The sequence below is a fragment of the Shinella sp. BE166 genome (assembly GCF_051201095.1).
Lineage (GTDB): Bacteria > Pseudomonadota > Alphaproteobacteria > Rhizobiales > Rhizobiaceae > Shinella > Shinella lacus.
On record NZ_JBPEHL010000003.1, the window covers coordinates 225,918 to 239,597 of the forward strand.

The window sequence follows — 13,680 nt, forward strand, 5'->3', positions numbered from 1 at the left end:
TGCCCCAAGGCGCCTGCGGCGACGATTCCGAACTTCAGGCTCAGGCAAGCTCCTCGCTGTATCAGGCAATCTGCCAGAACGCGGATTTACAGTTCTTTCGTCTTCATTTTTCCAGGAATTTGCTCATGACGTCGACCGTTTCCTCCTACAGCATCGCGCAGATCAAGCAGCTCTCGGCAACGACGATCAAGGGCTGGTCGACGGAGGATGTGGCATCGCTCTCGACGGGCCAGCTCGGCGCCTTTTCCTCCGCGCAGATCGCCGCGCTGGAGAACGAGGACATCGATGTCCTCAGCTCCCGGCAGCTCAGCGCCATTTCGCAGAGCGCGATCATCGGCCTGACGCTCGACCAGCTCGGCATGCTGAGCAAGGCCGACGTGGAAAGCCTGACACCGTCGCAGATCGGCGCGCTGACCACGCGGCAGATGGGCGCGCTGACGGAGGACCAGGCGGAGGCGCTGACGGCCGCGCAGGTGCGCATGCTGAGCGCCGCCCAGCTCCAGGCGCTCGGCCCGGACGACATCAAGACCTTCTCGACCGAGGACATGGCCGCGATCAGCTACAAGGCCGTGCAGGGCCTGAGCGCCGCCACCATCGCCGCCCTTTCCGATGCGCAGATCGGCGCGCTGAGCCCGCTTGCGCTGGCCGGCCTGACGACGGCGCAGGCAAGCGCGCTGACGCCCGACCAGATCCGCGAACTCACCACCGCGCAGGTGGCCCTCCTCAAGCCCGCGCAGATCGCGGCACTCAGCACGGCGGCCGTCGCCGCCTTCTCCAGCACGCAGATCCCGGCGCTGAGCACCAGCGCGGTCACCGGCCTCACCTCCACGCAGATCAACGCCCTGGACGTCGACCAGATCGAGGCGTTCTCGCCCGCGCAGGTCCGCGCCTTCAACGCCTTGCAGCTCGGCGCCATGGGGGCGGACGGCCTTGCCACCTTCTCGGTGCAGGATATCGCCGCGATCTCCAACCGGGCGCTCTCGGGCATCACCACCGCGGCGATCGCCGGGCTTACGACCGAGCAGGTCGCAGCCTTGAACCCGACGGTCATCCAGGCCCTGACGGCCGCGCAGGTCGCCGCGTTCACCACCGACCAGGTCGAGGTCCTTTCGCCGGCGCAGGTGCGCGCGATGAACGCCACGCAGATCGCCGCCCTCTCCTCCGACGACGTCGCGGCGCTGTCGAGCGGCGCCATCGCCGCCATCAACGACAAGGCGATCAAGGGTCTCGGCTCCGCCGCGATCGCAGGCCTCAGGCCGGACCAGATCGCGGCGCTGACCGGCGCCCAGATCAATACGCTCGACGGAAAGCAGATCGCGGCATTCGGCGCGGAGGGCGTGACCTCGTTCACCACCGCACAGATCGCCGCCATCAACAGCAAGGCCATTTCCGGCCTGACCACCGACCAGATCGATGCCTTCGCAACCGAGCAGGTCGAAGCCCTCTCGCCGACCCAGGTGAAGGCGCTCACCGCCGCGCAGCTCTCCGCGCTCGACGACATCGACATCGCGACCTTCTCGACGGCGGATATCGCCGCCCTTTCGGCAAGCGCCATCGCGGGCCTCAGCACCGCCACCATTGCCGGCCTGTCGCCCGCCCATATCGCCGCCATCAGCGCCAAGGCCATTCCCGGCCTCACCACCCAGCAGATCGCGGAGCTCAGCTTCTCCCAGGCCGCAGCCCTGACGCCCTCGCAGGTCAAGGCGCTGAGCGCGCTCCAGCTTGGCGCGTTCACGCTCGATGCGCTGGAAGAGTTCTCGGCCGCCGACATCGCCGCGATCCAGAACAATGCGCTGAGCGGCCTTGGCAGCGACGCGCTCGCCAACCTCACCACCGCCCAGATCGCGGCCCTCACCACCGCGCAGATCGCCTCCCTCAAGCCGGCACAGCTTGCAGCCTTTGATACCGACCAGGTCGAGGCGCTCTCGCCGACGCAGGTCCGGGCGCTCAACGCCCTCCAGCTCGCGGCGCTGACGCCGGAGGCGCTTGCCACTTTCTCGACCGCCGACATGGCGGCGCTCACCAATCGCGGCATTTCCGGCATCAGCACGGATGCGCTGGCAGAGCTGACGACCGACCAGATCGCCGCCATGAACAGCGGCGCGCTGACCGGCCTCACGGTGGCGCAGTCGCGCGCCCTCACGATCGAGCAGGTCCAGGCACTGTCGCCCGGCCAGATCAGCGCGCTCAATGCCTCGCAGCTCTCCGCACTCGACAGCGATGCGCTGGCCGCGCTGACGCCGGCCCAGTTCGCCGCGATCAACAGCAAGGCCATCACCGGCCTCAAGAGCGACGCCATCGCCGGGCTGACGACGGAACAGATCGCCGCCCTCGGCACCGCCGTCGTCGCCAGCCTCACGGCCACGCAGCTCGCAGCCCTTTCGCCCGACCAGATCGAAGCCTTCACGCCGACGCAGGTGCGCGTGCTGAGCGCCAAGCAGATCGCGGCGCTCGGTGCGGACGGCATCGCGACCTTCTCCACCGCCGACATGGCGGCGATCAACACCAAGGCCATGCAGGGCATCAACTCGGCCGCCTTCGGGGAACTGACGAGTGCCCAGATCGCCGCGCTGTCGCCGACCCAGATCGCCGGCCTCGCGCCGGGCCAGATCGCGAGCATGGGCGATGACTTCTTCGCAGCGCTCAGCACCTTGCAGATCGCCTCGCTCAGCACCGCCGTCATCACCGGCCTCACCACGGCACAGCTCGATGCGCTGAGCACCGCGCAGGTCGAGGCGCTGACGGCGCTTCAGGTCAAGGCGCTCAGCTCCACGCAGCTCGCCGCGCTCGATTCCGCCGACATCGCGACCTTCTCCACCGCGGATATCGCGGCGATCACCACCAAGGCCATTGCCGGCCTGGAGGCAAGCCTGGTCGCCGGGCTGTCGACCGCGCAGATCGCGGCGCTGGACCGCAACGCGTTGTCCGGCATGACGGCGTCGCAGATCGAAGCCCTGTCGTCGTCGCAGATCGCGGCGTTCTCGACCGCGCAGATCGCCGGCCTCGGTTCCGCGCAGGTCGCAGCCCTCGAAGCGGAGGACATACAGGCGCTGTCCACCGCCCAGATCGCGGCGCTCAGCTACCGCGCCATCGCCGGCCTCAGCACGCTGACCGTCGCAGCCCTTTCGGCAAGCCAGCTCGCCGCCTTGAGCACCAACGCGGTCGCCGGCATGACGACCGGCCAGGTCGAGGCTCTCACCTCGCAGCAGGTCAGCCAGCTTTCCAGCGGGCAAGTGAAAGCTTTGACGGCAGCCCAGGTGAAGGCGCTTGCGGAGGACATCACGGCGCTTTCGCCCGCGCAGATCGAGTTCCTCAACGCCGGCGCTATCAGCGGTCTCGCCTCGGACCAGGTGGCCGCGCTGTCTTCCGGCCAGATCGCCGCGCTGACGACCGCGCATATCGCCGCCCTCAATTCGGGCCAGGTCGCCGCACTGAGCAGCACCGACCTTGCCGCCCTTTCCTCGGCACAGCTCGGGGCGCTGAGCGCGCTCGGCGTTTCCGGCCTGACCTCCAGCCAGATCGCCGCGCTCAACACGGCACAGATCGCCAACCTCACCACCAAGCAGATGGCGGCCCTCAACTCGTCGCAGATCGCGGCGCTGGGAACGGACAAGGTGGCGGTGCTTTCGACGGCGCAGATCGGCGCGCTCAATGCCGGCAGCATTGCGGGCTTCAACTCCCAGCAGCTTGCCGTGCTCACCACCGCCCAGGCCGAGGCGCTCAACAGCGCGCAGATCGGCACGCTGACCTCCGAGCAGATCAAGGAACTCGGCACCGACGACATCGCGACCTTCACGACGAAGGAGATCGCGGCAATCAGCTCCAACGCCATCAAGGGCCTGTCGGCGGCGATGATCGCCTCGCTGACGACGGCGCAGATCGCGGCGCTCAGCACCGCCGCCATCGGCGCGATGAGCGTGCAGCAGCTCGAAGCGCTGAACACGGCGCAGGCACAGGCGCTGGGCAGCGCCCAGATCGCCGCGCTGAGCGCCACGCAGCTCGCCGCCTTCGGGCCGGATGACATCGCCACCTTCTCGACGCAGGACATCGCCGCGATCGGTTCGTCGGCGATTTCGGGCCTCTCCACCGACACGATCGCATCGCTTTCGGCAGCCCAGGTGGCCGCGCTGAGTGCGGCGGGCATCAGCGGCATGGCCGCGAGGCAGGTCGCAGCTCTTAACGTCGCCCAGGCCGAGGCGCTGACCAGCACGCAGATCGGCGCGATGAGCGCCGTGCAGCTTGCGGCCTTCGCGACGGACGAAATCGCCACCTTCTCCACCCGCGAGATCGCCGCGATCGGCGCGGGCGCCATCACCGGGCTTTCGAGCGAAACGATCGCCGGCCTCTCCACGGCGCAGGTCGCAGCGCTCAGCACGGCGGCCATCGGCGGCATGGCACCGCGCCAGATCGCAGCCTTCACCAGCCAGCAGCTCGATGCGCTGACACCCGCGCAGGTCAAGGCGCTCGACGCCCGCCAGATCGCGTCGCTCGGCACGGAATATATCGCGGCCCTTTCCACCGCCCAGCTTGCGGCACTCAGCACCGCCGCCATCGCCGGCATGTCGACCGAGCAGATCGCGGCACTCAGCACTGCCCAGGCCGAAGCCCTGACCAGCACGCAGGTTGCAGCCCTCACCTCGCGCCAGATCGCGGCGCTTGGCATGGACGACCTCGACACGTTCTCCGTTGCGGACATGGCCGCCATCAGCTCGGGCGCCATGGCAGGCCTGTCGACGGCCATGCTCGCCTCGCTCACCACCGGCCAGATCGCCGCGCTTGGCCCGGCCGGCCTTTCCGGCATGACGAGCAGCCAGATCACGGCACTCACCAGCGAGCAGATCGGCGCCCTCACCACGGCGCAGCTCGCCGCACTCGGCTCCAAGCAGATCGCGGCGCTCGACACGGAAGACATCGCCGCCCTGTCGCCGACGCAGATCGCGGCACTCAGCCCTGCCGGCATCGCCGGCCTGACCTCGACCCAGATCGCCACGCTTTCGACCCTCCAGGCCGAGGCGCTGACCAGCGCCCAGGTCGCCGCGTTGAGCTCCACGCAGATCGCCGCCTTCGCGCCCGACCGGATGGAGACCTTCACGGCGGGCGAGATCGCCGCCATCTCTTCCAGCGCTGTCGCCGGCCTGTCGACGGCGACGATCGCCGCCCTCGCCACCGGCCAGATCGCCGCGCTGAATGCCGCCGGCCTCACCAGCGTGCAGATCGACGCGCTCAACACCTTCCAGCTTGAGGCGTTGACGACGGCGCAGCTCGCCGCCTTCGGCTTCACGCAGGTCGGCGCGCTCGGAACGAACGACCTTTCCGTCCTGTCACCGGCGCAGATCGCCGCGCTGAGCACCGCCGGCATCGCCGCGCTCAGCACCACCCAGATCGCGGCCCTCTCGACCCTTCAGGCCGAGGCACTGACCAGCACGCAGATCGCCGCGCTGAGCTCGACGCAGATCGCCGCCTTCGGCGCGGACGACCTGGAACTGTTCTCGCCGGGCGACCTTGCCGCGATCAATTCGCGCGCCATTGCCGGCCTGACGACGGCCATGCTCGCCTCGCTCACCACCGGCCAGATCGCCGCCTTCAGCCCCACGGGCATATCGGGCCTGTCGAGCGACCAGATGGCGGCGCTGACCTCCGATCAGGTCGAGGCGCTGACCAGCGCGCAGGTCGCGGCTCTCAGCTCGCGGCAGATCGCAGCGCTGGATGCGGGCGATATCGCGCTGTTTTCGACCGCCGACATGGCGGCGATCGGCGCCTCCGCCATCACCGGCCTGTCGCCGGCCGTGCTCGCCGGCTTCTCGGCTAGCCAGATCGCGGCGCTGAGTGCAACCGGCATCGGCGGGCTCACCACGGCCCAGGTCGCGGCTCTCAGCTCAAGCCAGGTGAGCGCGCTCACCAACCAGCAGCTCGCGGCCCTCGGCTCCAAGCAGGTGGCGGCCCTGGACGTGGAAGACATCGTGGCGCTGACCCCCGGGCAGGTTGCTGCACTGAGCGCCGGCGGGATCGCCGGCCTCACCGGGCCGCAGGCCGCCGGAATGAGCCTGGAACAGGTCGAGGCGCTGTCCGCCGGCCAGATCGGATGGCTCGGCTCGGCCGCGCTTGCGGGCCTGTCGACACAGGCGCTCGACACCTTCACGCCGGCCAAGCTGGCGGCGATCGGCGCCGATGCCATCAAGGGTGTGCCGGCGAGCTATCTCGCGACGCTCACCGAAGCCGAGATCGCGGCGCTGACGACGGCCCAGGTCGGCGGTCTCAGCAGCGCCCAGGTCGCAGCGCTCAGCACGGACCAGGTCGAAGCCTTCTCGCTCGCTCAGATCGGTGCGCTCGCCGTGCCGGGCATCGGCGGCCTGACCACCGCGCAGATGCAGACCATCTCGACCGCCGAACTGTCCGCCATCAGCGCCGCCGCAATCAAGGGCCTGTCCACGGCGGCCATCGGCTCGCTTTCCAGCGATGCGATCACCGCCCTTTCGACCGGCCAGGTCGCCGCTCTCACCTACGGGCAGATGTCGGCCTTGAGCGCCCAGCAGATCGGCGCGCTCTCAACCGCGCAGGTCGGCGCGCTGACGGCAACGCAGGCGGCGGCCTTGGGTGCGGACGACCTCGGCTCCTTCACGCCCGAGCACATCCTCGCACTGAGCTCGAACGCCATTTCGGGATTGAGCACGGCAACGCTCGCCGGACTAGGCACCGAACAGGCGAGCGCCTTTACGCCCGGCCAGCTCGCCGCGATGACCTCAGCGCAGCTCAACGCGCTGCCGCAGGGTGGCGGGGTCTAGCCGCAAGCCCGGATCATCTCGAAATCTGAGGCCGGCTCGCTTACTCGATGTCCTTGAGGGCATCGAGCGGGCCGGTCAGCGCCGTGCGCGGCGGCACGAGCATCGGCGGCACCAGATGGGTGACCGCCGGCGCGCGGCTGGTGCCGAGGATTTCAAACCCCTTGGTGATCATCGCCTCGCTGTCCTGCCGGATCATGAAAACCGGAAATGGCAGGAAGGAGCCGAACGGATCGTAGTCGTAACAACCGACGACGATATCGGCGAATGTCTCGTGTGGGTGCTGTGCGAGAAAGCGCATCAGGCCTTCCAGGTTGATCGAGGAATTGACGAAGAAGCCACGCGGCAGTTTGCCGTGATCGGCGTAGAACGCCTCGAAGGCGCGCGCCGTCATGCCCGGTGAATAGCCGGTCGGCCGGATGCAGGCGTCGGGATCGCCGCCCAGCATCGCGCGCTTCACGTCGCGAAAACCGCGGATACGCTCGCGGCTGGCATGGTCGTCGCGGCCGCCGAACAGGTAGATCTCCTCCGGCGGCACCGGGCCGTCCGCAAGCGCCCGCTCGATGATCGCCTGCGTCAGCATGCGCGCGCCACCGTAATTGTCGCTGATGACGGACGGCGCCTTGGTGCCGGGCAGGTCGATATTGACGTGGCGCAGCCCCGCCTTCTCGCAGACGTCGTGCACGCCATCCGGATCGGTCGCGCCCGCGATGAACAATTCGTCGATCGAATAGGAGATCAGCGTCTCGACCACCTGACGCTCTTCTTCCGGATCGCGGCAGGCGCTGACCACGACCGGGCACTGGCCGCGGCTCCTCACCTCCGCCTCGAAGGACTGCGCCATCGAGGAGAAATAGCGGTTGTCGTAGACCGGCAGAAGCAGGCCGACGAGGCCGGAGCGGGAGGAGCGAAGGCCGCGCGCCTGGAGGTTCGCGGTATAGCCATGGTCGACGGCAAGCCCCTGGATGAGCGTCGCGGTCGCCTCCTTGATGCGCCGCTTTCGCCAGCTTCCGTTGAGAACCGCGCTGACGGTGGAAGGTGAGCTGCCCGAGAGAACCGAGAGATCGTAGATCGTCGCCTTCTTCTTTCCGGTGTCTGTCATGTCTGCCTCTTCTATCCTCATTCCCTTAGGAAGAAATCCCCCTTGACGAAAGTCCTAGCCTGACGGATATTCATTGCACCATCGATTGTGCAAAAAAGAAAGATCGATTGTGCAAGATGGTTCGCCGGAGGAGGCGGGACGGGAGGCAAGGGAGTTCCCTCGCCGTGGAGAAACCAGAAACAACCTGCCGCAAAGCCGGCTGGTCGTATTCGTTCGCAGACGCGACCATTGAGGAGGAGTGGACATGAGGAAGCTTATCGTGGCGGCTTTTGCCGCATCGCTCTCGCTTGCCGGCGCGGTGGCCGCGCTCGCGCAGGACACGCCGAAAATCGGCGTCGTCGTCAAGATCGGCGGCATTCCGTGGTTCAACGCGATGGAGGCCGGCATCAAGGAACAGGGCCAGAAACTCGGCGTCGACGCCTTCATGGTCGGCCCGACCAGCGCCGACCCGGCGCTCCAGGTGCGCGCCATCGAGGACCTGATCGCCCAGGGCGTCAAAGTCATCGGCGTGGTGCCGAACGACGCCAAGGTGCTGGAACCCGTGCTTACCAAGGCGCAGGCCGCCGGTATCAAGGTCATCACCCATGAATCGCCTTCGCAGAAGGGCGCGGACTGGAACTTCGAACTCGCCTCGTCCACCGGTTTCGGCGAGGCGCACGGCAAGCTGCTCGCCGAAAAGACGGGCGGCAAGGGCGAATATGCCGTCTTCGTCGGCTCGCTGACCGTGCCGCTGCACAATGCCTGGGCGGATGCGGCCATCGCCTATATCAAGGCGAACTATCCCGAGATGACGCTGGTCGGCGAGCGCTACGGTGTTGCCGAAGACGTCGACAAGAGCCGCTCCACCGCGCTCGACCTGATCGCGGCGCACCCGAATCTCAAGGGCTTCCTCGCTTTCGGCAGCCAGGGTCCGATCGGCGCCGGCCGCGCTGTCGAAGAACGCCGCAAGACCGGTGAGATCTTCGTGCTCGGCCCGTTCTCGCCCGGCCAGGGCCAGAAGCTCATCAAGTCGGACGCGATTTCCGGCGGCTTCATGTGGAACCCGAAACAGGCCGGCGAGGTCTTCGTCACGCTTGCCGACCGTCTCATCAAGGGCGAAAGCGTCAAGGAAGGCGACGACATTCCGGGGCTCGGCGTGATCAAGCCTGAAGGCAACGACATCATCGTCGACCAGTTGCTGCCCATCAACAAGGACACGGTCGACGACCTGGCCGCCATGGGCCTCTGACAAGAGGCTCCCTCCCGGGGCGTCGGGCCGGTTATTCCTGCCGGCCCGACACTCGGCAAAAGCGCGGCTTCCGCCCTTGATGGCGCTCGACGGAACAGGCAGCAGGCATGGAAAAGACAACGGCCCCAGGCGAAGACGCCCGACCGATCCTTTCGCTTCGCAACATCAACATGACCTTCGGCGGGGTTCGGGCGCTGAAGAACGTCTCTTTCGAGGTCATGCCCGGCGAAGTCCATTGCCTGGCAGGCGAAAACGGCTCTGGCAAGAGCACGCTGATCAAGGTCATCACCGGCGTCTACCGGCCCGCCGCCGGCGCCGAAATCGTCTTCGACGGCGCGGCCGTCTCGTCGATGACGCCCGGCATGGCGCAATCGCTCGGCATCCAGGTGATCTGGCAGGATCTCGCGCTGTTTCCCGAAATGACCGTCGCGGAAAACATCGCCTTCCAGACATTGTCCGGCGCGCGCCCGCGCTTCGTCCGTTATCCGGCGATCCGCAAGATAGCCGAGGATGCGCTCGCCCGGCTCGGCGTGACGTTCGATGTCGACAGGCCGCTCAAGGATTTTGCCATCGCGCAGCGCCAGATCGTGGCGATCGCCCGCGCTTTGGTCGGCGAGGCGCGCATCGTCTTCATGGACGAGCCGACAGCGTCGCTGACCCAGTCGGAAACCGATCACCTGCTGGCGATCGTGCACACGCTTTCGGCCTCCGGCGTCGCTGTCGTTTTCGTCAGCCACCGCTTGGCGGAGGTGCTCGAAATCTCCTCGCGCCTCACCGTGCTGCGGGATGGCGCTCTGGTCGGCGTCTATCCGGTCGAGGGCATGACGCAATCGCGGATCACCGAACTGATGACCGGCCGCACCTTCGACCAGTCCGTGCGCGCCCATGACATTTCCAAAAACCCCGTCATGCTCTCCGTGCAGGGCCTCTCCCGGCCGGGTGAGTTCCGCGACATATCCTTCGACCTGCGCCGTGGCGAAACGCTCGGTATCACCGGCCTGCTCGGCTCGGGCCGCACCGAGCTTGCGCTGACGCTCTTCGGCATGCGCCAGCCGGCCGCCGGCACGATCACGCTGGAGGGCAAGGCGGTGCGTTTTGCCTCCAACCGGCAGGCGATCGCCGCGGGCGTCGCCTATCTCTCGGAGGATCGCCTGGCCCTCGGTCTCAACCAGCCGCAGTCGATCGCCGACAACCTCGTCATGGCCTCGCTCAACCGCATTCTCAGCGGCAGACTGATTTCGCCGGCGAAAAAGCGCTCGCTCGTTTCGCGCTGGATCGCCGATCTCGGCGTCAAGATCGGCCAGCAGGAAGATGCGATCTCGACGCTATCGGGCGGCAACCAGCAGCGCGTGGCGATCGCCAAATGGCTCGCCACCGATCCCAAGGTGCTGATCCTCGATTCGCCGACGGTCGGCGTCGATGTCGGCGCGCGCGCCGGCATTTTCGAGATCGTCGCGCGGCTCGCAGAAGCCGGGCTCGCGATCATCCTGATCTCGGACGAGGTGCCGGAGGTCTATTTCAACGCCGACCGGGTCCTTCACATGGAAAAGGGCCGCATCGCCGGCTGGCATGATCCGCGCGCGACGACGCTCAAGGACATCGAGGCGGCCGTCTATGCGTAAGCTCGTCGCCGCCCACACCACCGAAGCCGTGCTCTTCGCCGTCATCATCGCGATCAGCATCGTGCTGTCCTTCACGACGGAACGCTTCTTCACCCTCGGCAATGCCTTCGACCTGCTCAATATCAGCGCCGTCAACATCATCTTCGCCGTAGGCCTGCTCGTGGTGCTGATCGCCGGCGGCATAGACATCTCCTTCGCCGTCGCCGCATCCGTCGTGCAATATGTGACGGCGCTTCTGCTGGAGCGTATCGGCGGAGGCGGCTGGGTCTCCGGCCTGCTCATCGCGGGAAGCGCCGGCATCTGCCTCGGTCTCATCAACGCCTTCCTCATCCACCGCTTCCGCATCATCTCGATCGTCGCGACGATCGCCACCTTCAACGTCTATTTCGGCCTGCTGATGTTCTTCACGCGCGGCGTGTCGATCTACAACCTGCCGGACTGGCTGACGACGCGCGTCATCGTCTACGAGCGCGAGATGGCGGACGGCAGCTGGGCGGAAATCACGCTGCCGGTCGTCGTCATGGCCGTCTGCGTCGCCATCACCTGGCTCTTCATCACCCGCACGACGACCGGCCGCCAGCTCTACGCCTTCGGCGACAATCCGGAAGGGGCGCGCCGCTTCGGCATCAATATCGGCGCCAAGCAGTTCATCGCCTTCGGCTGGCTCGGCATGATGGCGGGCATTGCCGGGCTGATGCAGGCGCATTACGCGCAGGAGGTCGTGCCCAACGCGCTCTATGGCCGCGAACTCGACGTTCTCGCCGCCGTCGTGCTCGGCGGCGCGCGGCTTGGCGGCGGCAAGGGCACGGTACTCGGCTGCGTGCTCGGCGTGCTGCTGGTCTCCATCACCCAGAACGGCCTCAACCTGATGGGCGTCTCGCCCTTCGCCTTCAAGATGATCGTTGGCGCCATCATCCTCGTTGCTATCACGCTGTCGAGCGCCCGCCTGGAAAACCTGCTGCCGATGCGCACCAGAAAGGGAGACGACCGATGAACGCGCTTGCCACCCGCTTCAACGCGATCTTCGGCGCCGACATGGCGGGTCCCTTCGCCGCACTTGCCGCCGTGCTCATCGTCTTCGGCCTCGCCTCGCCGCAGTTCTTCACCGCCGCGACCTTCGGCTCGGTCGCCTTCCAGCTTCCCGAACTCGGCATCCTGACGCTCGCCATGCTACTGCCGATCCTGACGGGCGGCCTCAACCTCGCGATCACGTTTACCGCCAACATGGCCGGCCTGACGCTCGCCTGGGTGTTGCAGGCCAATGGCGGCGCCGATGCCGGTCCGGGCGCCTTCCTGCTCGGCTCGCTGCTGGCGCTCGGCGTGGGGGCGGCAAGTGGCCTCGTCATGGGCCTCGTCATCGCCTTCACCCGCGCCCACCCCATCCTCGTCTCGCTCTCGATGATGATCTTTCTCCGCGGCCTCGGCGAGTTTCTCACGCGCGGCGGCGATATTTCCGGCTTTCCCGGCTTCATCGCGCCGATCGGCCACGGCAGCCTGCTGGGCATTCCCGTGCCGCTCCTCATCCTCATCGCCTGCGTGCTGGCGTGCCATGTCCTGCTGTCGCGCAGCAAGCTCGGCTTCTCCACCTACATGATCGGCTCCAACATCGAATCCGCCCGCTATTCCGGCATCAACACGCGCAAGGTGCTGGTGCTGGTCTACATGCTCTCGGGAGCCATCGCGGCGGTTGCCGGCATCATCATGCTGGCGCGCTTCAATTCGGTGCGCATCGGCCACGGTGAATCCTACCTGCTGATCACCGTGCTCGCCTGCTTCCTCGGCGGCATCAATCCGTTCGGTGGCTTCGGCCGCGTGCTTCCCGTCTTCGTGGCGCTCGTCGTGCTGCAGCTCCTGTCCTCGGGGCTTAACCTGCTCGGCGCCAACCAGCATCTGGCGACCGCCGTCTGGGGCATCCTGCTCATCGTGGTGATGGTGCTGCGCTGGGCCTCGGCCAAGTTCATCAAGCTTACAAAATAGGAGAGACGACCATGGAAGGTTTCGGCGTTCATACCAGCATGTGGACCATGAACTGGGATCGCGCGGGCGCCGAAAAGGCGATTGCCGGCGCGGTGCACTACAAGATGGATTTCATCGAGATCGCGCTCCTCAACGCGCCCGCGGTCGATACCAAACACACCCGCGACCTCCTGCAGAAGAACAAGCTGCGCGCCGTCTGCTCGCTCGGCCTGCCGGAGCGCGCCTGGGCCTCCGTCCGCCCGGAAGCGGCGATCGAGCACCTCAAGGTCGCCATCGAGAAGACCGCGGAAATGAGCGCCGAGGCACTCTCCGGCGTCATCTTCGGCGGCATCGGCGAACGCACCGGCGTGCCGCCGACGCAGGGCGAATACGACAATATCGCCCGCGTGCTCCAGGCGGCCGCGAAACACGCCAAGCAATACGGCATCGAGCTCGGCGTCGAGGCGGTGAACCGCTACGAGAACCACCTGATCAACTCGGCCCAGCAGGCCGTCGACATGGTGGAGCGCGTCGGCGCGGACAATGTCTTCGTCCATCTCGACACCTACCACATGAACATCGAGGAAAAGGGTGCCGGCAACGGCATCATCATCGCCCGCGACCACCTGAAATACATCCACCTTTCCGAAAGCGACCGCGGCACGCCGGGCTATGGCAACATCCCGTGGGACGAGATTTACGCTGCGCTCGCCGCCATCGGCTTCAAGGGCGGGCTCGCCATGGAAAGCTTCATCAACATGCCGGCCGAAGTGGCCTACGGCCTCGCGGTCTGGCGCCCCGTCGCACGCGACATGGAGGAGGTCATGGGCAACGGCCTGCCGTTCCTGCGCAACAAGGCGCAGCAATACGGCCTTATCTGACCGCTCCGCCACCAAGGGTTACGGCCTGTCGGCCGCGAGAGAATCATAGGGATGGCGGACGCGATCCCGCCATCCCTGCCGCCGCTCGAATCGCGACATCGCGCCCTGCCGA

At 67.0% G+C, this 13,680-nt stretch carries 7 protein-coding genes; 6 read left to right on the top strand and 1 reads right to left on the bottom strand.

Annotation, left to right across the window (positions count from 1 at the left end):
- Positions 1 to 125 precede the first annotated feature (125 nt).
- Positions 126 to 6,782: a beta strand repeat-containing protein gene (locus J2Y63_RS08475; protein WP_435265699.1), complete on the top strand. Its 6,657-nt coding sequence runs from the start codon at positions 126 to 128 to the stop codon at positions 6,780 to 6,782.
- Between the two features lie 40 nt (positions 6,783 to 6,822).
- Here J2Y63_RS08475 and J2Y63_RS08480 read toward each other — a convergent pair whose 3' ends face one another.
- The gene (locus J2Y63_RS08480) at positions 6,823 to 7,881 is read right to left on the bottom strand and encodes a LacI family DNA-binding transcriptional regulator (RefSeq protein WP_256116488.1); all 1,059 of its coding nucleotides are present in this window, start codon (positions 7,879 to 7,881) and stop codon (positions 6,823 to 6,825) included.
- 244 nt (positions 7,882 to 8,125) lie between these two features.
- On the opposite strand from J2Y63_RS08480, the gene J2Y63_RS08485 reads away from it, so the two are divergent.
- The 5 genes from J2Y63_RS08485 (at position 8,126) to J2Y63_RS08505 (ending at position 13,568) form a co-directional block, all read left to right on the top strand.
- Positions 8,126 to 9,109, top strand: a complete 984-nt coding sequence (locus J2Y63_RS08485) for an autoinducer 2 ABC transporter substrate-binding protein (protein ID WP_435265700.1) — start codon at positions 8,126 to 8,128, stop codon at positions 9,107 to 9,109.
- A 107-nt stretch (positions 9,110 to 9,216) separates the two neighbouring features.
- Positions 9,217 to 10,731, top strand: coding sequence for a sugar ABC transporter ATP-binding protein (locus J2Y63_RS08490; RefSeq protein ID WP_435265701.1), 1,515 nt, complete (start codon positions 9,217 to 9,219; stop codon positions 10,729 to 10,731).
- Positions 10,724 to 11,725 carry an ABC transporter permease gene (locus tag J2Y63_RS08495; RefSeq protein ID WP_435265702.1) on the top strand — a complete coding sequence of 334 codons (1,002 nt, stop codon included), beginning with the start codon at positions 10,724 to 10,726 and terminating at the stop codon, positions 11,723 to 11,725. Before J2Y63_RS08490 ends, J2Y63_RS08495 begins: the two co-directional genes overlap by 8 nt.
- Positions 11,722 to 12,708: an ABC transporter permease gene (locus J2Y63_RS08500; protein ID WP_256116483.1), complete on the top strand. Its 987-nt coding sequence runs from the start codon at positions 11,722 to 11,724 to the stop codon at positions 12,706 to 12,708. Before J2Y63_RS08495 ends, J2Y63_RS08500 begins: the two co-directional genes overlap by 4 nt.
- 11 nt (positions 12,709 to 12,719) lie before the next feature.
- Complete coding sequence (locus J2Y63_RS08505; RefSeq protein ID WP_435265703.1) at positions 12,720 to 13,568, top strand: sugar phosphate isomerase/epimerase family protein; 849 nt, start codon at positions 12,720 to 12,722, stop codon at positions 13,566 to 13,568.
- Positions 13,569 to 13,680: the final 112 nt, after the last annotated feature.